A 25264-nucleotide genomic window follows, 5' to 3' on the forward strand; every position below is an offset into this window, starting at 1 on the left:
AGGGATATGAATGATAATTTAAACCGAGATCTAACCGAAGCCAATAACCTGCTGGAACATTTTATTTACAGCTGTTCTCATGATTTGAAAGGACCACTAAGCTCCATAAAAGGGCTGATACATTTGGCCAAATTATCAGAAGGAGATGAGCACAGAGAACAATATTTAAAGCTGATCAATGAAAGTACTATTAGAATGGATCGGTTCATTCAATCAATGGAAAACTACCTGATCAACGCCAAAGAACCGGTAAAGAAAGAAATGGTTGACTTCCAGGAAATTATAGATGCCATAGTCCTTCCTATGACGCCCCTTATTAAAGAGAAAGGGATCAAGGTAAACACCAGAATTCTACAAGAAACGGACCTTATGGGGGATAAAAATAGAATTATCCTTATCCTAAAGCATTTAATTGATAATGCCATATGTTATCAAAAAGCCACTAAGCAAGAAAACTTTCTGGATATAGCCATTCGAGTTAACAACCAAGAGGCCAACATAGAAATATGTGATAATGGAGAAGGCATCAGCAAAGATAATATCAATGATATTTTTAAGATGTTTTTCCGATCTTCAGAAAACTCCAGAGGATCAGGTTTAGGTCTATATCTGGTTAAAGAAACTTTGGAGAAGCTTAAGGGCAGTGTGAGAGTGGTTTCTAGCCGTGGTGTGGGAAGTAACTTTATCATAAAAATACCCAACACGCTAGACAGAGCGGCTTAAGAATTAATAAAAAGCATCTATAAAATGATCTATACTGTCAGTAGCCTTATTATATGAGATAATGTCAAAGCGAATATCTTTTTGCCAGCCCATCTCATAGGTATAGTAATCTGCCGCTTCTGTTACTTTCTTTATTTTTACATGATTTACAGCCTCTTCAGGGAAGCCAAAAGCGGTAGATGTTTTCGTTTTCACCTCCACAAAAACGATTATTTCATCTTTTTTAGCAATAATATCTACTTCTGAACGCCTATATCTATAATTTCTATTTAAAATTTCGTAACCTTTGCAGTGCAAATAATTCACTGCAGCATCTTCCCCTTCTCTTCCGGTTTTCGCCTTAGTGTTTATATTATTCATACCTTTGTTTATTAAAATCAGTAATTGTGAATAGTGTTCTAAATAAAAAAGTAAAGTTGATAGACCTCGGCACTATCGATTACAAAGAAGCCTGGGATTATCAGACCGAACTGTTTGATCAGATCGTAAACGTTAAAATAGAAAACAGAAAGGCCGAAGGGAATGATCCCGAGATCACGGATAATTACCTGATTTTCTGTGAGCACCCACATGTTTATACATTAGGTAAAAGTGGGCATCCGGAAAATTTGCTGATAAACGATGAGCAACTAAAAGAGAAAGAGGCCACTTTCTACAAAATAAATAGAGGTGGAGATATTACCTATCATGGTCCTGGGCAGATTGTAGGATATCCGATTTTAGATTTAGATAATTTTTTTACCGATATTCATAAGTACCTCAGGTATCTGGAAGAAGCAATTATACGTACTCTTAAGGAATATGGTATAGAAGCCGGCAGGATAGAAGGCCTTACCGGAGTATGGATAGATTATATTGAGAGAAAGAACCCCAGAAAGATATGTGCATTAGGCGTAAAATCTAGCAGATGGGTAACCATGCATGGTTTTGCTTTTAATGTTAATGCAGACCTGAATTACTTTAAAAACATTGTTCCTTGTGGAATTGATGATAAGGCCGTAACTAGCCTGGAGCAAGAGTTGGGCGCACCTCAGGATATAAATGAAGTAAAGACTAAACTTAAGAAGCACCTTACCGCTCTTTTTGAGATGGAATTATACGTATGAAAGAAGATATTCAAAAACCAAAAGTAAAGAATGTAACATTGGCCATAGCCAAAAAATTAAACGAGTTAAATGTTGAAGAGTGGAACGTATACCTCATTAACAATAATAACTTTGATATAGAAAACACTTTAGTAACTTCTACCGGATACGGTAAAAAGGATGGTGAAGAGCAGAAAACCTCTACACTCAGGCATTTTGTAGAAACCGTAGCAGCCAAAAGTACTGCTCTCATTGAGCCCATTAACCCTGACGTATTTCATCTTAATAATGAATATTGGGTGAGTTATTATATTGGCTCTACCATTTATGATAAAAAATTCATCTTTGTGCCAGACTCCATTAAAGATGAGCATCTGGTGTATATTAAAGAATTAGAAATGGAAGGTATTCTGCATTCCTAATCATGTATCCGCTAAAGAACATATTATTTTTAGATATAGAAACGGTAGGCTGTACAGATGACTATGACAGCCTCTCAGAAAGATTAAAAGCCCAGTGGGCCCGAAAAGCTGCTTTTCTTAAAAAAGGTGATGACCTTACAGATAAAGAAGTTTTTGAAGACCGCGCTGGCATTTTTGCAGAATTTGGTAAAATAGTAGCCATTGGTTTGGGTTTCTTCTCTTTTGAAAATGAGGAAAAACCCATATTCCGTACAAAGGCCCTGTTTAACCATGACGAAAATATTATTTTAACAGAATTTGTAGAGACAATAAGCAAATTCTCCAAAAACGGGTTATCATTATGTGCACATAATGGTAGGGAGTTTGATTTCCCCTATCTAAGCCGAAGATTATTAATTAACGGCCTCCCTTTACCAGAAGTGCTTAATCTCATGGGTAAAAAACCCTGGGAAGTACAGCATATTGATACCATGGACATGTGGAAGTTTGGCGACTGGAAGCACTACACTTCTTTAGACCTGCTGGCCACTATTTTTAACATTACCTCCAGCAAATCGGATATCGATGGCAGCGAAGTAAATCAGGTATATTATGAAACTAAAGACCTCCGAAGAATAGCGGAATATTGCCTGAGAGATGTAGTAGTTACTGCCAAATTATTTCTTAAATTAAAAAGTATTCCTCTGGAGGATTTCGAAATTATAGATGTAACTGATTATTAAGAGAGTAACCTAAAGCCATTCAGCTTGTTAATAAATAATCGTTTATTAATAATGGTTCAACTTATAACAGTATTATTAGTTGCATCTTTGTAAAGATTCAACACTTATTTATGAGTAAAAAAAAGAGAAAAAAAATAAGGAAAGGAAAGAGTGATGGCATTCAAAATAGACTTAAAGCCAAAATTGTATCTCTTCTCCACCAAAATTTTAATAAAGAGTATTCTACTAAAGAAATTACAAAAAAGTTAGGCTTTAGAAGAAATGACTACAATAATGCCATACCCATGGTACTTTCTGCACTAACTCAGGAAGGTCAAATATTAAACAATAGCGGACGATACAAAAGCGCCCAAAGACCCGATTTAATAAGAGGAAAACTAGACCACGTTAATCCTCGGTTCGCTTATCTGCTTACTCCTGAAGAGGAAGATGATATCTACATAAAAGCCAAGGATCTAAATTTTGCTATTGATGGTGACTTGGTAGATGTAATGGTTATACCTACGCGAGCAGGTAAAAGGCCAGAAGGCAAGGTAGTTAATATAGTAGAGCGAAATAAAGATCAGTTTGTCGGTAGAATAGAGTTTTCTCCCAGGTTTGCCTTTGTGGTGGCTGATAATAGAAAAATCCATCAGGATATTTTTGTACCACTAGACAAAACCAGCAGTGCTGCCCATAATGATAAGGTTATTGTAAAAATTACACAGTGGCCTGGTCATGATAAAAGCCCTGAAGGGGAAGTGAAAATGGTACTAGGAAAAGCCGGAGACAACAATGCTGAGATACATTCTATCATGGCTGAGTTTGATCTGCCTTTCGAGTTCCCTAAAGAAATAGAACAAGAAGCAGAAAAAATCTCTGATAAAATTACCAAGAAGGAAATTGCCAAAAGAAGAGATTTTAGAGATATACTTACTTTCACTATAGACCCGGAAGATGCTAAGGATTTTGATGATGCCTTATCATTTGAAAAGCTGGAAAATGGAAACTATGAAATCGGTATTCATATTGCCGATGTAACTCATTATGTACAGCCCGGTTCCATACTAGAGAAAGAAGCCTATGACAGAGCCACGTCGGTATATTTGGTAGATAGAACCATACCTATGTTGCCAGAGAGGCTTTCTAACGGACTTTGCTCCTTAAGGCCTCGTGAAGATAAGCTTACATTTTCGGCAGTATTTGAAATTGATGAAAATGCTAATGTGCTTAAAGAATGGTTTGGCCGAACTATTATTCACTCAGACAGGCGCTTTACCTATGAAGATGCACAGGCCAGCATAGAAACCGGGGTAGGAGATTTAGCTCCTGAGTTACAACTAATTAATGATCTGGCTAAAAAGCTACGTAAAGAGAGGTTTAAAAAGGGCGCCGTCAATTTTGAGTCTACAGAAGTTAAATTTAAGCTAGATGAAAAGGGAAAACCGCTGGGCGTGATTCCTAAAATCAGGAAAGATGCTCATAAACTTATTGAAGAGTTTATGCTATTGGCTAATAAGCAAGTGGCTTCTTATGTGCATGATATGAAGAAAGGTAAAGAAAAGAATACTTTCGTTTACCGTACTCATGATTACCCTGATCCGGAAAAATTAAATTCCTTTTCTTCATTCGCTAAACGATTCGGACACAGCTTACAGACTGAAGAAACCGCGGTTTCTAAATCTCTGAATAAATTGTTAGATGATATAGAAGGTAAACCAGAGGAGAACGTGCTTCAGCAATTGGCCATTAGGGCTATGGCCAAAGCCAAATATACTACCGCTGCAGACATCCATTTTGGTTTGGCTTTCCCGCACTATACACACTTTACATCTCCCATCCGTCGTTATCCTGATATGATGGTGCACCGATTATTACAGCATTACTTAGATAGTGGTAAATCGGCCGACAAGGAAGAATATGAAGAAAAATGTGTTCACTCATCAGAGCGAGAAAAAAGAGCTGCCGATGCAGAACGCGCCTCTATAAAATATAAGCAGGTTGAGTTCATGCAGGGAGTGGAAGATAAGGTGTTTGATGGCATTATCTCCGGTGTTACAGAATGGGGTATTTTCATAGAAATTGTAGAGACCAAATGCGAAGGAATGGTGAGAATGGTTGATCTGAAAGATGATTACTATGATTTTGATGAAAAGAACTTCAGGGTAATAGGTAATAATAATAAGAAAATCTACGCACTGGGTGATAAGGTAAGGGTTCAGGTAAAAGCTACTGATATAGACCGCCGAACAATTGACCTCATATTTGTTGATGAAACAGATTAAACTTAGCTTAGCCACTTTTTTAGAAGAATGAAAAGTACAGAACAACTTTTAAAGCTAATTTCAAAGGAAATCAATCAGCAGAAGTATGGTTTAGAACCGCAGGAGCTGTATGAACCTATAAGATATATCATGGCCCTAGGCGGTAAAAGGCTAAGGCCATTATTAGCCACTTTATCTTATTCATTATTTAAAGATGACGTAGCATCAATCCTCCCTCAGGCCATAGCCGTAGAGGTTTTTCACAACTTCACCCTAATGCATGATGACATTATGGATGAAGCTCCGCTGAGGAGAAATAAGCCTACTGTACATGAAAAGTGGAATAATAATACGGCTATACTTTCTGGAGATGTAATGCTTGTTAAAGCTTATGAAATGTTCATGAGCGAAGAGCATCCTGCTACTATGAAAGTGCTTAAGGCCTTTAACATTTGTGCTGCAGAAGTTTGCGAAGGCCAGCAGATGGATATGGATTTTGAGACCAGAAAGACTGTTCATGAAAAGGAATACCTTGAAATGATCAAGCTAAAGACCGCTGTGCTTTTAGGCTTCAGTCTTGAAATGGGTGGCCTGCTATCAGATACTACCACGGCCAACTGTGAGGCACTCAAAAATTTCGGTATTAACATAGGCATTGGGTTCCAATTAAAAGATGACCTGCTAGATGTATATGCCGATGCCGAAAAGTTTGGAAAGCAAGTAGGAGGTGACATCATTTCAAATAAAAAGACCTTCCTTTTAATTCGTGCACTAGAATTAGCCAAAGGAAAACAAAAACAAGAACTGGAAAGCTGGGTATCAAAGACTGATTTTGATCCAAAAGAAAAAGTAAAAGCCGTTACTGAGATTTATAACCAGCTACAGATAAAAGAACTCACAGAAGAATTAATGAATAAGTACTTCATTAAAGGATTTGAGTCTTTAAAAAGTATAGATGCTCCTCTTTATAGAAAGGCCATTTTAAGAAAATTCGCGGAGAGCTTAATTAATAGAGAAAAATAGAATTTATCGGAGCTAAGGAATAAAAAAGGCTACTCAAATGAGTAGCCTTTTGTTTTTTATTTTTGTGGCTCTAGCCAGTATTTTTGCAGTTGCAATTGCTCATCTGTAGGGTTTTCATCAAACTCTAACACATAAATCTGAGCCTGCTGAATAGGGAATATTTTAGCGGCCAACACTTTTTTCTCAAACTCTCCAGCTTCATTCTCTCTCATAACGGTATAAGAAAGGGTACCATCAAGCTCTAATGATTCTTGTGCCTGACCTATGAAATTTCCTAATTCAGGTCCTAATGGAGGAGCATCAACCCCATTAATAGCTATTACAATATCTCCATTTTCAAAACCTAAAGAATCTCCCTGAGGGTTTAAGTATTCGGCATTTTGTATAGCTAAATACTGCTTGCCATCATAAGGAGCTACTGCTATATTGCTTTGTTGTAAGCCTAAGCTAAGTGATTCTACCATTTTCTCAGGAGTAAAAGTAACTCCCACTTTGTTAAACAATTCCTCATACGGAAGTGGAGTAGAACCACCTACATAAGTGTTAAGAAATTCACCTATTTCAGGGTAAGTAAGCTCAGTGATTACACCAAAAAGCTCATCATCATCAAAGGCCTTATCTTTACCATATCTTTTTGAAAGGTCAGCCAATAAATTCTGAACTCCATACTCGCCATTAGATAATTCTCTCAACTGAATATCAAGAGCCATGCCTATAAGCGCTCCTTTTTGATAAACGTTATAATACTGATCTTCATATTGATCAAGGGTACCTTTACTAATGGTAGTGAAAGCAACAGTATCAATAAACTGTGTAGCTGTGATCATTTTTTCTCTTAACACCTGTAAATATTCTTCAGGAGTAATCAGGCCATATTTCACTTGCATATTTCCTGCGAAATATTCAGTAACACCTTCATACATCCAAAGATGCTGAGACATCTCAGGGTCATTGAAGTCAAACTCAGCTATTTCATGACTATGAATAGTAAGCGGCGTTACGATGTGGAAAAACTCATGAGCAGCAAAATCACGAAGTTGCTGTGCCATCTGAGAGATAGTCATCTCAGGCATATAATAGAATGAGCTGTAAGAATGCTCCAACGCACCATATGACATTACGGGCTGATCAGTAAAATAAAATATAAAAGCATATTTATCTACCGGTAAAGTTCCGCCCAGGTATTTCTGCTGCGCCATTAGCACTTCTTCTATGCTAGCCGCTATTTCTTTGGCTGTCACTTTTTGGTTAGGCGAGTAAGACGCTACCAAAACATCCGTATTACCTACTTTCACAAAAGCCGTATCTGGCTTGCTATACATAATAGGAGAATCTACTAATTCATCATAGCCAGCTACTTTAAATTCATCTTTCTTGTTATCAATTTTAGCAGGCACAAGTCCGGTAGCTCCATAAAAACCAGTAGGCTTTATTACATTAAGCTCAAAAGGAACATCCTTTTTACCTTCAAAGTATCCAAAATAACCACCACTGTTAATAATGAAATTTTTTCCTGCCTCTATGTTAGTGCCTGCGGGTTGAAAAATATCCGGACCTTCTAACTGAGTGTCATAGGTATCTTCAATCCAATAAGTAATTTTTGTAAGCTTGTTCGCTTTCTTGATCACCCAAGAGTTATCATCAGGGTGCTCCACTTCTAATTCTCTTCCTTTTTTATCTAATGCCTTAAAAGCAGATACCATACGGCCATAATCTTCTATAGCATAGGTACCAGGTATCATTTTTGGCAAGTAAAAGGTTATTTCTTTGTCTTTAATGTCTGGAGTAACTAATTCTACATACACTTTATCATCTTTTACCTCAGTAAGATCAAGCGTATAGTTGTACCCATCATTAGCAAATAGCGTAAATCCATATAGCAGAAGAGCTATACTTAGTATACAAGTTTTCTTCATTGCGTATTGTTAAATATATTTGAACGTGCAAACGTAAAGAAAAGGCAAATAGTTAAAAATTTTTTATAAATGGATATAAAGCCCTTTCAGTGAGCCATTAAATTTCGATATAATAAAGTGATTGATACTTAAAATTAAATAAAATGAATTTTCATACAAGAAAATGGGTAAAACCAGAAGACTTGAATCCAAACGGAACTTTATTTGGAGGTAGTCTATTGAGGTGGATTGACGAAGAGGCAGCTATTTACGCAATAATTCAGCTGGAAAATCAGAGATGTGTTACTAAATATATGTCAGAAATCAACTTTGTGAGTTCCGCTCGTGAAGGTGATATTATTGAATTAGGCATGGAAGCTACCAAATTTGGTAGAACATCGCTCACTCTAACTTGCGAAGTGCGTAACAAACTGACAAGAAAGACCATTTTAGCAGTAGATAAGATAGTGTTTGTGGGTCTGGATGAGCAAGGTCACCCAAAACCACATGGAAAAACTGAGATCTCTTATGTTAAGGATCGCCTGGAATCATAATATTTCCAATTACAAATAATTACTCTATGGCACCGGTTATTCAATAGTCGATGCCATAGTTTTAAAAGCTAAATTAATTAGTGTACTTTTCAGCCTTAACAAAAAGTACATATTTACCTATAACTAAAACATTGATCATGAATAAGAAAGTACTTGTACTCACCGGCGGAGGAGATTGCCCAGGATTAAACGCTGTAATACGTTCTATTGCTAAGCGAGCCAAAAAAGAAGGCGGCTGGGAAGTATGGGGTAGCATAGGTGCTTTTAATGGTATTCTAAAAGAACCACAAGAACTGGTAAAACTAAGTGGAAAAAGAGTAGCAGGTATTCATGTGAAAGGTGGTACTATATTAAAAACTACCAGTAAAGGAGATCCATTACAGTTTCCTATACAAAAGGAAGATGGCACATGGGAGATTATTGATCGTTCAGAAGAACTCATTAACAAAATCAAGGAGATGGGTTTTGAAGCTGTCATAAGCATTGGAGGAGACGGATCTCAAAGAATTTCTCAAAAACTGCATGAAAGAGGTTTAAATGTGGTAGGCGTACCCAAAACTATTGATAACGACCTTTCTGCTACTGACCTTACTTTTGGTTTTAGCACCGCTGTGCAAGTAGCCAGTGACAGTTTTGATAAATTGGTAACTACTGCAGAAAGTCATCATAGAGTAATGATTATGGAGGTAATGGGTAGAGATGCTGGCTGGATAGCACTACACACCGCTCTTTCTGGTGGTGCCGAAGTATGTCTTATTCCTGAAATTCCTTATGATATTGAAAAGGTAGTAAGCAGACTCAATAAAAGATATGACAAAGGTAAGGGCTTTGCCAACATAGTAGTAGCAGAAGGTGCCAAGCCTATTTCAGGAGAGGTAACAGAGAGAGAAAGTGGAGAAGTAGGTTATGAAAATACAAGATTAGGAGGAATTGCCTACCAACTATCTGCACAACTGAAAAAAGCTGGTCTTAAAGCAGATATTCGTGAAACTGTATTAGGACATACGCAGAGAGGTGGTACACCAATAGCTTTCGATAGAATATTGGCTACGCTCTTTGGAGTAAAAGCTTTTGAAATGGTGCTTAACCGAGAATATGGAAGAATGGCCGCTTATATAGATAATGAAATAACTTCTGTACCTTTATTAGATGCCATTGTAGAATATAATTATATTAAAAAAGAATCTTTCTTAGTACAGGCAGCGAAAGGGATAGGTATCTCTTTCGGTGATTAAGTGGCTTAAACTCTACATGCACTTGAGGTATATTTGTTTGGCTTTAATATTCTTATGCCTCGCGCAGGGCATAAGTAGTGCTCAGGACGTCCTTGAAATACAAGGCCTGAGGAAAAAAAGTAACTTAAATTCTTATTTTGACTATTTAGTAGACCAGAACAATAATCTGGATATAGATGAAGTAGTGTCTTTAGATTCTACCGCCTGGTCTCACATGGATAATAAAGGCCTGAGAAAAGGAATTGGCAATCAGACCATCTGGCTAAAGCTTCAGGTGGTCGGCCTTGTCTATGATCCGGAGCAACTGGCCATAGAATTTTATGATCAGTCCATTCAGCAGATAGAGCTTTTTGAAATTAGAGAGTCAGGCAGAACCAGTCATTCTTCTACCGGCTCTTGTATTGATCCGAATGAAAAAAGCATCCCGGGAAATCATAATAGTTTTATGATATTAGTAGATCCTTTACAGTCTACTGATTATTATTTTAAAATCACTTCACCCAATAGCATTACTATCACTGCTACAATAGAAGATGATGCACAGGCGCTTTCGAAAAACACCAATGAAAGAACATATTTAGGATTGTTCTACGGTGCATTAATTATTCTAATGCTGTATAACATTTTACTGTTTATCAGCACTAAGTTTAATGTATTCCTTTATTATGCTATATATATCCTGTCGGTATCATTATCTACAGCATACACTGATGGTTTCAATTCACTCTTTCTTTTTCCGCTAGTAGACTTCTGTAACGGCTATTTAAATGTAATAACCACCAGCACCACATTAATATTAGGTCTATTCTTTATGATGGACTTTCTTAATATCGGTTCGTGGTCTCCCAAAATAAGTAATTTCACCAAATGGTTTATTGGCACTATCGCAGGTATTACTTTCATCTGCTTAATTACCTATCCTCCTTCCGCATTTACAGCTACTGCTATACTGTCTTTAATAGTTCTTCCTTTCATGCTAATAATTGGCTTGTTAGGAATCAAGCTTAATATACCTCAGGCCGGATACTTCTTCACTGCTTGTTTAATTTTCGCTGTATTCGTTTTCTTACTTAACCTATATCTTTTACAAGTATTTGATTTCGGGTTTATCCCTAAGTATGCTATTCACATAGGGTTCATAAGCAGTACGCTCATTTTATCATATGGACTCGGCGTAAGAATTTATAAAATCTACCAGACGCTAATCAGAGAAGAGAAGAACAAGCAGATGATGGTAGAGCAAAAAAATAAAGAGCTGGAAGAAAAGGTGCGTGAGCGTACCACTGACATTGTTAAAAAGGAAGTCAACTTACGATCTATTCTTGATAATTCTGATAACTCTATTTGGCTTATTGATGAAAATTATAAGCTTATAGATTACAATACCGTTTTTGCTCAGTCTTGGCAGATTTCATACGGTAATACTTTAAGCAGAGGCAGTAATCTCTTAGAACTCTTCCCGAACGATAATAACTTGAAAAAAACCTGGAAAAAAAGGTTTGATGACATCCTTTCCGGACAAAGAGCAGTTTATAGAGATATCGTAAACGAAGAGACCGATACTGAAAACAGAAACTATTTCGAGATTTATGCTTACCCTATAGAAGAAAGAGGAAAGATTACCGGCGCCTCATTTTTCTTAAAAGACATTAGTGAACGCGTTAATGCTGAGGAGCAACTTTTAGCACAAAACGATATGCTAAAAAAGGTAAACAAAGAACTGGATAGCTTTGTATACAGTGCTTCGCATGATTTAAAAGCTCCGCTGGCCTCTGTTATGGGTCTAATTAATTTAGTTAAATACGAAACGGAGGTTGAAAATAGACAAGCATATTATGAAATGATGTCTAACTCCATTTCCAGGCTTAACCAATCAATAAAAGATATCATTGACTTCAGCAGAAATGCCAGATTGGATATTGATTATGAGGTAGTGGATATCAAAAAAATGCTTTCAAATATTTTTGATGATCTACAATATATTGAAGGAGCTGATCAGATAATAAGATGTGAAGATATTGAACATGGTCTTATCATTAAAACTGATCCCACCAGACTAAGAGTAATATTGAGAAACCTAGTGAGCAATGCAATTCATTATGGCTGTGTAGAAAGCGATGACAAGCGTATTGAAATAAAGGTCCTCAAAAATAAATCTGATATGGTGGAGCTTTCTATCCGTGATTTCGGTCCTGGTATACCTGAGAGCTACCACCAAAGAATATTTGATATGTTTTACAGAGCCAATGAAAGCTCATCAGGAACCGGCCTCGGTCTTTACATTGTTAAAGAAACCGTAGATAAACTAAGCGGAAAAATCAGAATGAACTCTGAAGAAGGTAAAGGATCAATCTTTACGGTGGAAATTCCGTATATCTAAAAAAGCAATTGCTTTTATAAATAACGAACATTTTAACCTAATACTAAACGTATGATTGAGGAAGAAAATAATTTGGAGAAGGCTACTTTAGGCGCAGGTTGTTTCTGGTGCGTAGAAGCTGTTTTTCAAAATTTAAAAGGTGTTAAAAAAGTGGTTTCTGGTTATACTGGTGGCAAAGTAAAAAACCCAACCTACCGAGAAGTATGCAGCGGACTAACCGGCCATGCCGAGGTAGCTCAAATCACCTTTGACCCTAATGAAATCAGTTTTAAAGATATATTAGAAGTATTTTGGAAAACACACGATCCTACCACACTCAATAAGCAAGGAGCAGACGTAGGCACCCAATATAGATCATCTGTTTTTTATCACAATGATGAGCAGAAAGCCATAGCTGAAGAATACAAACAAAAGCTAAATGATGCAAAGGCTTTCACAGATCCTATAGTTACAGAAATATCTCCATTAGGAGTTTTCTTTGAAGCTGAAGATTATCATCAGAATTATTTTAATCAAAATCCTGAGCAACCTTACTGTCAGTTTGTGGTAAAACCAAAGGTAGATAAAGTAAAGGCTGTTTTTAGTGAAAAGCTTAAAGCCTAAAAATTACAAAGGTTCTAGAAATATGCTCCATTTATAATGGCAGTACATTTCAAGAACCTCTTTTGTAATATTTAAAATATAGTGGCGGCTCTTTAAAAAGCCGCTATTTTTATTCTAAAACATCTTCTATTTCTGACATCTTCTTGTCACTATAAGCTCCTGTAGTAGCATAAACTATTTTACCCTGCTTATCAAGAATGAAAAAGTAAGGAACATCCTTTTTGTCAAAAGCTAATGATTCTTTGTAAGGCTTCAGTTTACCTTTGTAGAATAAAATATTAGGTAATAGCTTCGGATCTATGTTTTTTGCCGCTTTGTTTTTGGCAGTGCCTGTAGCCGCCGCATTTATACCAGTAAACATAGGTATGAAATACACATTTACATCATAGCCAAATGAAGAAAAGAGGCCGCCGCCTTCTCTTAAAAACTTGTTATATATGGGGCTAAACCATGTATTTAGATCCTTCTCTGATTTTTTAGAATAGGCCATTCCTATCAAAGTGTATTTACCCATGGTACCTTTAGGTAAGATCACCACCGAGTCCGACACGGTTTCTGCCTCCAATTCAGGAAATTGTTTTCCTACAACCTGAGCGCTTGCTGCTGTTTTAATAAAAGCCAAAAATAAAACTGCTAGTAATACTCTTTTAAAATTCATGCAAATACATTTTATGTGATATATCTAAATTATGAAAAAACAGTGCCACTTTTATAAGAACTTATTTTAATTCTTGATGAACATACCTGCTCGATTTATTAAAATTGATATCACGCAAGCACAAAATAAGCCATTTTAAGGCACTTAAAACTGTTGTAACCCATTGATATCAAATTTCTTACATAAAATTACTTTTTAGTAAGTAGGTCACTTATAAAACCTTCTGGGAGGCACTATAAATAAGCCAAATCTGGCAAACGGTGCGTTCTGCGGATTGAGCTCTATCAGGGCATCTCTTCGCCTGTCACCAGGCTCAGCTAGATAGTTTCTCAGGTTAAATGTAAAGCCAGCATCAAAGCCTAACCACAGCCAATCATGAATTTCATGCTCCAAACTTAGCCCGGCATATATATCGGATTTTCTCAGGGTAAGTACTTCATCAGATACGTCGGTATTTCTGATAGCATATCTCCAACCCTTTACTTCGGCAGAGCCTGTTATATAAAATTTATTACTGACCTTATACCTGAGCGCCGCTGTTTTAGGTAGGTATAAATCCAGGGTCCAATTTTTATTGATCTTATGTTCGTAACTAAAGAAAGGATATATCTGAGGCGCAGATAGGGTATAGGCCAGTGCTAGACCACCTCCGATTTTTGTGCGCTCATTGAGAGCAACTTCATAGGAGCCCATCAGGTAATACTTGGCACTTTTATTAGTCCATTTTATACCATCACTTTTTAACTCTGCTCCGGCAATAATGGTTACGTTCTTATTTTCGGCTAAATCTCTTCGCAATAAAAATCTGCCGCCCAGACTGGTGAATTTTTGTCTTTCTATATGATTGTATAAGCCATAATCTTGGCCACCGTTATCATAATCAAGCAAAAAGCTATGTCTGTCATATTTAAGCTGTACACCAAACATGGTCTTCTCCTTCATAATAATAGGTGCACCAAGCCTGATTTTCATTTGAGTATCTCTCTCAATTTCAGTTTCAGCCTCGCCCATATTTTCAGAAGTTGAGCTCATTTTATAATCATACAGATTATTAAACGTAATCTCAGCTATGCGTGGTCTGTAAGGAATAATATCGGCCTCCAACTCCACATTATCTTCTTCTAAATTTTGCCCAAAGAGTATAATGGTTTTGATAACCATTAGGCACATTAGCCAAAAATATTTCGCCATATTTGTATTTATGAAAGTCATGATTAAACCATTCTCATATGGTATAAGTTCATGACGAGCACACTTTATTTTACCCTGAAGCGAAGAGCAGTTTGCAAGCCTAGCATGCTAATATTTCTTCCTTCATTTCCCAAGGTAGAAATACCATGTTGATAAAACAACGATACGAGTAAATGAGATTTATTTTCTAATATTTTTTCTATTCCAAGAGAGGCATCTATAGTTCCTAAAAACATAGCGGGCTCATCATGAAATTTAGATGCTTCTATTTCTACAGTAAAATCATCTTCCGAACCATTATCATAATTATAGGCATATATGTATTTGAAATTCTGATTGAGATATAGCATAGGTGATATGCCTGATGATACAAACAAATACCTGTTTTCAGAAAGTGGTAAATTATATTTAAGATGAATAGGGAAGGCTAAAATATTGGATTGATTTCTAATTTTAGTCAACTCGCCTATTTCCTGATCTGCTGCAGGATAGTCTAATAAATCATCTCCCAATTTTTCCGGATTATCTACCACATAGCTATTGAGCATATATCTGGCTCCGGTTTCTATTCTTAATGCCGGACTTAAAATAAATTCAGCCTCTATTCCACCCATAGGACCTAAATTGCCAGACGCTTTATCAACTCCCAATTTATAAAAGCCCACTTCTGGGCCAAACTGAAATCCTATACCATTCATCCTATGCTTTTCCAGCTCACGCATCATAGCTATAGAGGTTCTATGTTTTTTGTTTTTGTTGATCTCTTCAACCTCCTTTTCAAGATCTACCATAGCTATCATGGAAGAATGAAAACCTTGAGAAACAGGTAAATAAGCCCCTTTTCTATTTACATGATCAGGATTCTCTTCATTTCTATAATTCAGGTAAATATTTCCGTGAGCATCTGCACTGGCTAAAGAATATCTGGTTAAGAATGATTTCAATTCATCTGATATTTCACTATCAGTACCCAGCAAAATCTTATTTTCATTTCTACCCACTGTAGTTTGAGCCATAGCATACATAGGTATATGTTTTACTACCTCTCGTTCTACATATACCGTATCTGTATTTACCGAAATGGCATTAGCCTGATTTTGCCAATAGTTTATTTGAGATTTTAGCTCTTCGTTTTCTTCAATATTTTCTTTTAAGCTGGCCAAAGCCTCTCTCAACTCATCGTTATCCTGATTATGATAATATGAGTAAACTCCAAAGTTCAATAAGGAGATAATAATCACAGCGGCAGCTATTCTCATAAAATCTTTGTATTTGACGTACCAAGGCACGTAATGTACCCCTTCCATCCTGGCCCTAAAAGCAGCCAGAGCACCCTCATCTTCCTGGGTGTCTTTATAAGACTCTACCTTATTTCTTATATATTCGTCAAACTTGTTATCATCCATGATTTTTACGAACGTTACTTATTTTCTTGATTGCAGCTTGCAACTTGGTGCGAGCTACAGAAAGGTTAGATTTTGAGGTTCCTGCACTTATTCCGAGCTTCTGCGCTATTTCGTCATGCTTAAATCCCTCAATGGCGTACAGGTTAAACACTATTCTATAGGATGGAGGCAGCTCTTGAATAAGAGCAATTATCTCTTCTTCGCTTATTTTACCCAGAATATCATAGTCATTATATTCAAAGCGAGCATAAGAAATATCTACATTATGATAATGCTTTTCATTTCTCCTGTAATAATCTATGGCGCTATTGATTACTATTTTTCGTAACCATCCTTTAAAGGAAAGACCTGCCGTGTATTTATTTAGGTTAGTAAAAACCTTTATAAATGCGTCGTTAACTATTTCGAGTGCTTCTTCGCGATCACGAGAATATCGTAAGCCTATACTCATAGCATAGTTATAAAAAGCCAGGTACAATCTATCTTGAGATTGCCTATGACCTTTTTTGCATTGCTTTAGCAGCTGATGAAATTCCTTGTTCTCTTCCACGGTTATTTCTCTACACGCAGTGATTTAAAATTTGGTTGGTCACAAAAATTAAATAATAACAATTTCGATAAAATAATTTATTGCTCAACCAACCGTTGGTAGAAAGGTTGCGTGTTGATGAATGAAAAAGGAAAAGTGCATGAGATCCATAATTAAAAAATCGGAAGCCTACGTATGTAAAATATTAGCTAACACATCTAATGATTTGTGTTTTCATAATATTAATCATACAAAAATGGTGGTTAAAGCCACTCAGGAGGTATGTGACAAGCTCAAAGTTGATGATGAAATTCGCGAGATAGTCACTATTGCTGCCTGGTTTCATGATACCGGATATTTGAAAGATTATTTTAATCATGAAGAGGAAAGCAAAATTATAGCTCAGGATTTTTTAGAGAAGGAACAGTATGCACCGAAGAAGTTGAAGGAGGTGCTCAATTGCATCAATGCCACCAAATTTGGCCATAAGCCAACAACTTTAGCCGAACAAATTATTTGTGATGCTGATGTTTATCATCTCGCCTGTAACAAATATTTCGATTGGCTGGAAAAACTAAGGATAGAGTGGGAGAAAAATCTCAATACCTGCCTATCAGACAAACAGTGGTATAATAACAATCTGGAATTCCTTCAAAAACATTCATTCTGCACCGAATACGGAAAACATGTACTTGAAAAAAGAAAGCAAAAGAATATTTACAAGAACATTGAAAAAATGGAGGGAGATTTAACAAGATGGCGCAATATGATTTAATCATAGTGGTACCTAACTATAATATTCCATATTAAGGGAGCTTAGCGCTTCACCTAGTTGACAAATAGCCTGAGCTATTTTGCTGAAGCAATAGCAGCCACGCCAATAGATGTCGCTCCTGCCTCTGTAAGCGCTTCTATGCAAGCTTCTAGCGTGGCTCCAGTGGTGATCACATCATCTACCAAAAGCACGCTTAAACCGCTCAATGAGACCTCTTTATTATAGCCAAAAATGGTTTTTACATTCTTCAATCGGTCCAGACGAGATTTCTTAGTCTGAGTAGAAGTATAGATATTTCTTACCAAGGCATTTTCATACTGAGGTAGTTCCAGTGATTCTGACAGACCCGTACCAAACATAGCACTCTGATTATAGCCTCGCCGGCGTAACTTCTTCTTATGAAGAGGTACTGGCACTATTACATCATAATGCTCAGAAAAATTAGCTTCTCTTAATTCTTTACCATATTCGCTACCCATTAAAGTTCCTAATTCCGGTTTATCGCCATATTTCAATCGGTGCAGTAATCTTTGAACTTTTCCACTTTTATTAAACTTATATCTGGCAACAGCATGTAATAGTTTCGCCCTGCCGTAAAATTTGGAGGCTATGAAATTATCATGGTGTAAATGAGAATCAGTTTTTGGCAGATTATATTCACATTTTAAACAAAGCAATTTTTCTCCTTTGGCCAGCCCACGATTGCAGGCCAGGCAGTAGTTAGGGAAGAACAATGATATGAAATCATTTAGCATTGTATGAGAATGGATATATTTGCAGGAATATTTTACTAAATAATTTAATGAATAAAGTCGAAGAATTTAACAGTTACCGCAGCAAGATGAATGAAAAAATTCTTGGTGCCGATAACAAAGTGCTGAAAAGAATATTTAACCTGGATACCAATGCTTATACTGAAGGTGCTTTAGATGTAAAAACTAAAGAACTTATGGGTATGGTGGCTTCTATGGTGCTAAGATGTGATGACTGCATAAAATATCATGTTCAAAAATGCTATGAGATAGGAATAACCAAAGAGCAAATCTTTGAAGGCTTTGCCATAGCCAACCTGGTAGGCGGAACCATAGTAATACCGCACCTGAGAAGAGCAGTAGAATTTTGGGAAGAATTAGAAGGTGAATCAGCATGATAAAAAAAGACCTTGAGTTAGAGAGAGCCTGGCAAAAACTTCGCCTACACTTAAGAGAAGTAATTGGTAAAAAGCCCAAAGATTTAAATGGCATATTATTTCTTATAGGCGTGCAAGAGCTTGGCAAAGGGAAGAAGGTCTTTAGTAAAGAAGAAAAACAAGACTTAATGCACATAGCCATTTGCAAGGTGCTTAGCTTTTCCGGATTCTATCAGTTAGAAGGACTTGATGAAGAGGGTTGGCCACATTGGAAAAAGGTGAAGAATCTTCCGCACTTTGATCTTCTGGAACAAGAGAAAATGCTGAAGATGCACGTGCTTGAATATTTTGAAAAAGAACTGAATATTGTAGTGTCTTAATTGAGGATTTTGGTAGGAATAGCATATCGATGTATATTTAAAAAGTTAGAGATAAATCATACTGAACTATGGTCCGTTCTTATACGTATAATATATTTCCAAAGTCCGATTTAAGAATACTGGATTATATATGAGATTTAAAATTATCTGGTGAATATGAATAACGTTGAGCAAAACATTTACAGCAAAATACGACAGTATCGAAAAAAGTACTTTTTGAACCTCGCTGTAAAAGGTTTGCTCATTTCTCTAGGCCTTACTTTTTCCATATTCCTGATTTTCAATACTTTAGAGTATTCTTTCCGCTTCGGATCACTAATTAGGGCCATTTTACTGTTTCTTTTTGTGGGAGTTGCCCTATGGGCCATGGGTAAATATGTAGTAATTCCTTTGATCTCGTTGCTCAAAAATGAAAAAGCTATGAGCGATGAAGAAGCGGCTAAAAAAATTGGACAGCATTTTCCGGAGATAAATGATAAACTACTGAATATCATTCAGTTACAAAAGTTTCAAGGAGCCCTGGTTCAAGCCAGCATATTACAAAAATCAGATATAATTGCATCTTACGAATTCACTGAAGCCGTAGATTTTAAGCGCAATCGCTCGTACGTTAAATATTTGGTAGTGCCCTTGGTTGTACTACTCTCTGTGCTAATTATAAGCCCTTCATTTATCACTTCCAGCTCCTCAAGAATCATAGAATTTAATAGAGAGTTCGTTCCGGAAGCACCATTTTCTTTCGAACTGGAAAATGATGAGTTGATCGCATTTAAAAATGAAGACTTCAATCTGAAGCTAAACTTAGATGGAGATGTACTTCCGGAAAATGCTTACATAGTTCTAAATGATCGAATGATCAAAATGTCACCTGAAGAGGGGAGCTATACTTACACTTTCAGTAAAATCCAGGATGACAAAAATTTCTCCTTCCAGGCTGCCGGATATAATTCATCTACTTATCATGTAAAAGTAGTGGATCGGCCTAATATCAAAAACTTCAACGTATATCTGGATTACCCTGCCTATCTCGGTAAGAAAAATGAAAGACTCAATAATACAGGCAATTTACAAATACCAGAAGGCACCCAAGTGAAGTGGCAACTTAAGACTATTCAGTCAGAAGAAGCTACTATTGGTTTTGATAAATCTGACAGCTTATACACCCTTCAAAATATTGACAATCAAGTATTTGAGTTTGAAAAGCAGTTTTTTAACTCACAGATTTATAGTCTAAATCTTAAGAACCAATACAGTAATAATAAAGAGAAAATTCTTTACAAAATAGACGTTGTTAAAGATCAATATCCTGAAATAGACCTCAGTACTTATCAGGATACTACTATGTATAATTACATTGCCTTAGGCGGAAATATATCAGATGATTACGGTCTCACGCAACTAAAGTTATTTTACACTATTAATGAGAAGGGCAAAAACGGTAAGGGAAAAACTAAATCTATAAACATTGCCATTTCCAAAAACCAGAATAGTCAGCGCTATTACTATCAATGGTTTTTAGATTCTCTAAACATAGAAGAAGGCAATAGCATTAATTACTATCTACAAGTTTGGGATAACGATGGTGTAAATGGTAGAAAATCTGCCAAAACAGGTACATATTCCTTTAAACTGCCTACCAAATCAGAAATAAAAGATCAGGTAGATAAAACCAATGCTAAGACTGAAAAGGACATCGATAAAACTATTAAAGATGCTCAGGAACTAAAGGAAAAGATAAAAGAGGCAGAGAATAGGCTAAAAGGTAAGAAAGATCTCAACTGGCAAGAAGAGAACTTACTTAAAGATATTATAGAGAAGAAAGAAGAACTCAACAAATCATTAGAAGAGTTAAAGGAGCAGAATAAAAATAACCAGGATAAGAGAAATCGTTTTTCTGAAGAAAATAAAAACATCAGTGAAAAATCTAAGCAGTTACAAAAGTTGATGGATGAATTGCTGGATGATGAAACTAAAAAGCTATATGAAGAACTCAAAAAGCTGCTAGAAGAAAAGGATATTGATGATATTCAAAACACCTTAGATCAGATTGATAATAAAGAAGAGAACCTGGAGCAGGAACTGGAAAGAACTCTTGAGCTATTTAAAAGAATGCAATTTGATCAAAAGCTAGATGATGCCATTAGTGAATTAGATGATCAGATCAAAAAGCAAGAAGAACTGAGCGAAAAAACAGATGATAAATCATCGGATAAAGAGGAGCTAGCTAAGGAGCAGGAAGAACTACAAAAGGATTTCGAAGAATTTAAGAAGGATAAGGAAGAGCTTGAAGAGATGAATCAGGAGCTTAAAAATCCTGAATCATTACCAGACACTCAAGAAGAGGAAGAGCAGATAGAGCAAGAGCAGCAGAATGCTAAGGAATCTCTAGAAAAGAATAAGAAGAAAAAGGCCAGTGAATCTCAGCAGAATGTTAAGCAGCAGATGCAGAAGATGAAAGAAAAGATGCAACAAATGCAGAGTGGTATGGAAATGACTATGATGCAGGAAAACCTGGATGACTTAAGAGATATAGTTCATAACCTGCTTAAGCTTTCTTTTGATCAGGAGGATTTAATGAAGGAGTTTAAAAATGTACAACAGAGTGATCCACGCTTTGTAGACCTGGGCCAAACAGAACTGAAACTGAGAGATGATGCCAAGATAGTGCAGGATAGTTTACTATCATTGGCCAATAGAGTATTTCAAATAGCCACTTTCGTTACTCGTGAGGTAGGAGAGATGAACGATCATATGGATAAGAGTGTAAAGGCTATTAAAGATCGTAAGAAACCCATAGCAGTATCTGAGCAACAGTTCGCCATGACCTCTATGAATAACCTGGCACTGTTATTAGATGATGTACTGGAACAGATGATGAACGCCATGCAGGATGCTCAAGGCCAAGGACAGTCTAAGCAGAAGGGTAAACAAAAGACACCATCACTTAGTCAGCTTCAAAAAGAGCTTAATAATAAGATTAACGATCTAAAGAAAAGTGGCAAGAGTGGTAGAGAGCTATCTGAGGAGCTGGCTAAACTTGCAGCAGAGCAGCAACGTATAAGACAGCAAATGCAGGAGATGCAAGAGAAGTATGGCGAATCAGGAAACAAACCAGGAGATGGATTACCTGAAAAGATGGAAGAGACAGAAACAGATTTGGTAAACAAACAGATCACTCAAGAAACCATTAATCGCCAGAAAGAGATATTAACTCGTATGCTCGAGGCAGAAGATGCTATGAGAGAAAGAGAGCAAGACGAGGAAAGAAAAGCGGAGTCAGCTAAGGACTATGAAAAGGCTTTACCAAAAGCTTTTGAAGAATACTTTAAGCTGAAGGAGAAAGAGGTAGAACTATTAAAGACAGTTCCACCGAAACTCTATCCATATTACAAGCAAGAAGTAAACGAGTATTTTAAAAGACTAGGTAATAAACCTAATAATTAATTCAAATGAACACCATTAAAATTCAGATCCCTTCCTTATCAGAGAATATCCGAATGATCGAGAGCTTCATTGACAATGCAAAGGAGAAGTTCAAGCTGGATGATGACATCTATGGCAACATTATGATTGCTGTAACAGAGGCCGTCAACAATGCCATAAAGCATGGCAACCAGCAAGACAAGTCGAAGAATGTAGCCCTAAGTCTATCACTACAAGATAGTCTCATCAGATTCACTATAGAAGATGAAGGGCCTGGATTTGATTATCATAATCTTCCAGACCCTACTTCACCAGAAAATCTGGAGAAACCAGGAGGTAGAGGCATATTCCTTATGCGGCATTTGTCTGATGAAGTAACATTCAAAGATGAAGGTAAGGTGGTAGAACTCAATTTCTATATAGATTAATGGAGATACATTTCTTTCAGGAAGATACAGAATTCAAGCTTTCTAATCCTGAGCCTACTCAAACATGGATCAATAAGATCATAGAGAATGAAGGCTATAAACTTCAGGAGCTGAACTTCATCTTTTGTTCTGATGATTATCTATACGACATGAACATGGAATACCTTGATCATGATACGCTCACAGACATTATCACCTTTGACAATTCAGAAGACGCTGAGATGATAGAGGGAGATATATTTGTAAGCATCGATAGAATAAAAGACAATGCAGATAGCATGAACATTCCTTTTGAAACAGAATTACACCGTGTGCTTATACATGGAGTATTTCATCTTTTGGGATATGGAGATAAAACAGAAGAAGAAAAAACGATAATGAGATCAAAGGAAGATGAAAGCTTAACATCACTATAAACTGTTCCACGTGGAACTTTAATAAAGCACTTACTCAGATGAAATAATGTTCCACGTGGAACATTATTTGAAATCGAGAATTGCAAAAGTTCATGTTCCACGTGGAACACATACAAAACAACGAATGACATTTAAGACTACGTTCCACGTGGAACACTAAAAGAGATATTATATATGTTTCCAGAATATGATGTAATAGTAGTAGGGGCAGGACATGCTGGATGTGAAGCTGCACACGCGGCGGCTCGAATGGGATCAAAAGTGCTTTTGGCAACTATGAACATGAATACTATAGCTCAAATGAGCTGCAACCCAGCAATGGGTGGTGTAGCGAAAGGACAGATTGTAAGAGAGATAGATGCGCTCGGAGGGATATCAGGTATCATTTCAGATAAAAGTATGATCCAATTCCGTATGCTTAATAAGTCTAAAGGTCCTGCAATGTGGAGTCCACGTACTCAAAATGACAGAATGCGCTTTGCAGAAGAATGGAGATTAGCGTTAGAAGCCACACCTAATGTAGACTTCTGGCAAGAAATGATCACAGGAGTATTAGTAGAAGGTAATAAAATCAAAGGTGTTACTACAAGTCTTGGACTAGAAATTAAAGCTAAAGCTGTAGTTCTTACCAATGGAACCTTTTTGAATGGACTGATACATATTGGTGAAAAACAATTCGGTGGTGGGCGTACAGGAGAGAGGGCTGCTAAAGGAATTACAGAACAACTGGTGAACCTGGGCTTTGAAGCAGGACGTATGAAGACAGGAACGCCTCCAAGAATAGATGGTCGTAGCCTTGACTATTCTAAAATGGAAGAACAAAAAGGAGATGAGCTACCAGAAAAGTTCTCATATTCTAACAATACCAAGCCATTAGAAAACCAAAGAAGCTGTTTTATTACCTACACCAATAATAATGTACATGAAGAACTACAGACTGGCTTTGATAAATCTCCCATGTTCAATGGTAGAATACAAGGTGTAGGCCCAAGATATTGCCCATCTATAGAAGATAAAATAAATAGATTTGCTGAGAGAGAAAGACATCAAATATTTGTAGAACCCGAAGGATGGGATACTGTAGAAATATATGTAAATGGTTTCTCCACTTCTTTGCCAGAAGATGTTCAATATAAAGCATTGAGGCTAATACCAGGATTTGAGAATGCCAAAATGTTCAGACCAGGATATGCAATTGAATATGATTTCTTTCCTCCAACACAACTACAGCTCACCCTCGAAACAAAACTGGTAGAGAATCTATATTTTGCTGGGCAGATAAATGGTACCACAGGATATGAAGAAGCAGCATGTCAAGGATTAGTTGCAGGTATAAATGCTCATAATAAGATCAATGAAAAAGATCCCTTTGTTCTTAAAAGATCAGAAGCCTATATAGGAGTATTGATTGATGATCTAATTAATAAAGGTACCAAAGAACCTTATAGAATGTTTACTTCCAGAGCAGAATTCAGAATTCTATTAAGACAAGATAATGCAGATCTTCGCTTAACAGAAAAAGGACATAGTATAGGTTTGGCAGACAATGACAGATTAGAAGCTATGCTAGACAAAAAGAATGATGTATCAAGAATAATCAACGATCTAAATCAAAAGAGAATAGAACCTGAATACGCAAATGAAGGGTTAAGTTCATTCAATTCTGCAGCACTCAAACAAAGAGTACCAGTCATCGGATTGCTTAAAAGACCTGAATTAAACATATTTCAGCTACAGCAATTAGATCCTGATCTTAAAGAATATCTATCCAAATATGATAAGAACATACTTGAACAAGCAGAAATACAAATTAAGTATGATAGTTATATAGACAAAGAGCGGCAGCTGGCAGAGAAGATGGAACAATTGGAGAATAAGAAAATACGTGACAACTTCAATTATGATGATGTAAAAGCATTATCCTCTGAAGCCAGAGAGAAACTAAGAAAGATTCAACCTTCAACCATAGGACAGGCCTCTAGAATAAGTGGTGTATCTCCTGCAGATATATCAATTCTAATGGTCTATTTAAGTAAATAAAAAA

General features: G+C 36.5%; 24 protein-coding genes. 17 read left to right on the forward strand and 7 right to left on the reverse strand.

The window, feature by feature from the left end; all coding sequences use genetic code 11:
* Window positions 1-6 precede the first annotated feature (6 nt).
* Window positions 7-723, forward strand: coding sequence for a sensor histidine kinase (locus tag LVD15_RS07385; RefSeq protein WP_233779656.1), 717 nt, complete (start codon window positions 7-9; stop codon window positions 721-723).
* 3 nt (window positions 724-726) lie between these two features.
* On the opposite strand, the gene LVD15_RS07390 is transcribed toward LVD15_RS07385, so the two are convergent.
* Entirely contained in the window at window positions 727-1083 is a 357-nt protein-coding gene (locus LVD15_RS07390; protein ID WP_233779657.1) for a YraN family protein, read from the reverse strand.
* Between the two features lie 26 nt (window positions 1084-1109).
* On the opposite strand from LVD15_RS07390, the gene lipB reads away from it, so the two are divergent.
* The 5 genes from lipB (at window position 1110) to LVD15_RS07415 (ending at window position 6218) form a co-directional block, all read left to right on the forward strand.
* On the forward strand, window positions 1110-1829 hold the full coding sequence (gene lipB, locus LVD15_RS07395; protein ID WP_233779658.1) for a lipoyl(octanoyl) transferase LipB: 720 nt from the start codon (window positions 1110-1112) through the stop codon (window positions 1827-1829).
* Window positions 1826-2230 (forward strand): hypothetical protein, encoded by a 405-nt coding sequence (locus tag LVD15_RS07400; RefSeq protein ID WP_233779659.1) that lies wholly within the window; start codon window positions 1826-1828, stop codon window positions 2228-2230. Before lipB ends, LVD15_RS07400 begins: the two co-directional genes overlap by 4 nt.
* 2 nt (window positions 2231-2232) lie before the next feature.
* Window positions 2233-2952 (forward strand): 3'-5' exonuclease, encoded by a 720-nt coding sequence (locus LVD15_RS07405; protein ID WP_233779660.1) that lies wholly within the window; start codon window positions 2233-2235, stop codon window positions 2950-2952.
* 110 nt (window positions 2953-3062) lie between these two features.
* A complete protein-coding gene (rnr, locus tag LVD15_RS07410) occupies window positions 3063-5216 on the forward strand; it encodes a ribonuclease R (RefSeq protein ID WP_233779661.1) in 2154 nt (717 codons plus the stop codon).
* Window positions 5217-5243: 27 nt separating this feature from the next.
* Entirely contained in the window at window positions 5244-6218 is a 975-nt protein-coding gene (locus LVD15_RS07415) for a polyprenyl synthetase family protein (protein ID WP_233779662.1), read from the forward strand.
* A 56-nt stretch (window positions 6219-6274) separates the two neighbouring features.
* Here LVD15_RS07415 and LVD15_RS07420 read toward each other — a convergent pair whose 3' ends face one another.
* Window positions 6275-8134: a M61 family metallopeptidase gene (locus LVD15_RS07420; protein ID WP_233779663.1), complete on the reverse strand. Its 1860-nt coding sequence runs from the start codon at window positions 8132-8134 to the stop codon at window positions 6275-6277.
* Window positions 8135-8277: 143 nt separating this feature from the next.
* On the opposite strand from LVD15_RS07420, the gene LVD15_RS07425 reads away from it, so the two are divergent.
* The 4 genes from LVD15_RS07425 (at window position 8278) to msrA (ending at window position 12885) form a co-directional block, all read left to right on the forward strand.
* Window positions 8278-8667: an acyl-CoA thioesterase gene (locus LVD15_RS07425; protein ID WP_233779664.1), complete on the forward strand. Its 390-nt coding sequence runs from the start codon at window positions 8278-8280 to the stop codon at window positions 8665-8667.
* A 137-nt stretch (window positions 8668-8804) separates the two neighbouring features.
* Window positions 8805-9902 carry a 6-phosphofructokinase gene (locus LVD15_RS07430; RefSeq protein WP_233779665.1) on the forward strand — a complete coding sequence of 366 codons (1098 nt, stop codon included), beginning with the start codon at window positions 8805-8807 and terminating at the stop codon, window positions 9900-9902.
* Window positions 9903-9924: 22 nt separating this feature from the next.
* The gene (locus tag LVD15_RS07435; protein ID WP_233779666.1) at window positions 9925-12282 is read left to right on the forward strand and encodes a sensor histidine kinase; all 2358 of its coding nucleotides are present in this window, start codon (window positions 9925-9927) and stop codon (window positions 12280-12282) included.
* A 51-nt stretch (window positions 12283-12333) separates the two neighbouring features.
* Window positions 12334-12885 (forward strand): peptide-methionine (S)-S-oxide reductase MsrA, encoded by a 552-nt coding sequence (gene msrA / locus LVD15_RS07440; protein WP_233779667.1) that lies wholly within the window; start codon window positions 12334-12336, stop codon window positions 12883-12885.
* A gap of 109 nt (window positions 12886-12994) precedes the next feature.
* Here msrA and LVD15_RS07445 read toward each other — a convergent pair whose 3' ends face one another.
* The 4 genes from LVD15_RS07445 to LVD15_RS07460 all read right to left on the reverse strand — a co-directional run bounded on the left by LVD15_RS07445 (window position 12995) and on the right by LVD15_RS07460 (window position 16690).
* Window positions 12995-13543, reverse strand: coding sequence for a hypothetical protein (locus LVD15_RS07445; protein ID WP_233779668.1), 549 nt, complete (start codon window positions 13541-13543; stop codon window positions 12995-12997).
* A 207-nt stretch (window positions 13544-13750) separates the two neighbouring features.
* A complete protein-coding gene (locus LVD15_RS07450; RefSeq protein ID WP_233779669.1) occupies window positions 13751-14734 on the reverse strand; it encodes a DUF6268 family outer membrane beta-barrel protein in 984 nt (327 codons plus the stop codon).
* A gap of 65 nt (window positions 14735-14799) precedes the next feature.
* Complete coding sequence (locus tag LVD15_RS07455; RefSeq protein ID WP_233779670.1) at window positions 14800-16140, reverse strand: PilN family protein; 1341 nt, start codon at window positions 16138-16140, stop codon at window positions 14800-14802.
* Window positions 16133-16690, reverse strand: coding sequence for an RNA polymerase sigma factor (locus LVD15_RS07460; protein WP_233779671.1), 558 nt, complete (start codon window positions 16688-16690; stop codon window positions 16133-16135). The genes LVD15_RS07455 and LVD15_RS07460 overlap by 8 nt, the downstream gene beginning before the upstream one ends.
* Before the next feature lie 139 nt (window positions 16691-16829).
* On the opposite strand from LVD15_RS07460, the gene LVD15_RS07465 reads away from it, so the two are divergent.
* The gene (locus LVD15_RS07465) at window positions 16830-17444 is read left to right on the forward strand and encodes an HD domain-containing protein (protein ID WP_233779672.1); all 615 of its coding nucleotides are present in this window, start codon (window positions 16830-16832) and stop codon (window positions 17442-17444) included.
* A gap of 74 nt (window positions 17445-17518) precedes the next feature.
* Here LVD15_RS07465 and LVD15_RS07470 read toward each other — a convergent pair whose 3' ends face one another.
* Entirely contained in the window at window positions 17519-18199 is a 681-nt protein-coding gene (locus LVD15_RS07470; RefSeq protein ID WP_233779673.1) for a ComF family protein, read from the reverse strand.
* Between the two features lie 47 nt (window positions 18200-18246).
* On the opposite strand from LVD15_RS07470, the gene LVD15_RS07475 reads away from it, so the two are divergent.
* From LVD15_RS07475 to mnmG, 6 genes are all read left to right on the forward strand, one after another.
* Window positions 18247-18594 (forward strand): carboxymuconolactone decarboxylase family protein, encoded by a 348-nt coding sequence (locus tag LVD15_RS07475; RefSeq protein WP_233779674.1) that lies wholly within the window; start codon window positions 18247-18249, stop codon window positions 18592-18594.
* Complete coding sequence (locus tag LVD15_RS07480) at window positions 18591-18953, forward strand: hypothetical protein (RefSeq protein WP_233779675.1); 363 nt, start codon at window positions 18591-18593, stop codon at window positions 18951-18953. Before LVD15_RS07475 ends, LVD15_RS07480 begins: the two co-directional genes overlap by 4 nt.
* A 156-nt stretch (window positions 18954-19109) precedes the next feature.
* Window positions 19110-22397 (forward strand): DUF4175 family protein, encoded by a 3288-nt coding sequence (locus LVD15_RS07485; RefSeq protein WP_233779676.1) that lies wholly within the window; start codon window positions 19110-19112, stop codon window positions 22395-22397.
* A 5-nt stretch (window positions 22398-22402) separates the two neighbouring features.
* Window positions 22403-22804: an ATP-binding protein gene (locus tag LVD15_RS07490; RefSeq protein ID WP_233779677.1), complete on the forward strand. Its 402-nt coding sequence runs from the start codon at window positions 22403-22405 to the stop codon at window positions 22802-22804.
* A complete protein-coding gene (ybeY, locus tag LVD15_RS07495) occupies window positions 22804-23220 on the forward strand; it encodes an rRNA maturation RNase YbeY (protein WP_233779678.1) in 417 nt (138 codons plus the stop codon). The genes LVD15_RS07490 and ybeY overlap by 1 nt, the downstream gene beginning before the upstream one ends.
* 174 nt (window positions 23221-23394) lie before the next feature.
* Entirely contained in the window at window positions 23395-25260 is a 1866-nt protein-coding gene (gene mnmG, locus LVD15_RS07500; protein ID WP_233779679.1) for a tRNA uridine-5-carboxymethylaminomethyl(34) synthesis enzyme MnmG, read from the forward strand.
* Window positions 25261-25264 lie beyond the last annotated feature (4 nt).

Source organism: Fulvivirga maritima, from assembly GCF_021389955.1.
In the GTDB taxonomy this organism is placed as follows: Bacteria; Bacteroidota; Bacteroidia; order Cytophagales; family Cyclobacteriaceae; genus Fulvivirga; species Fulvivirga maritima.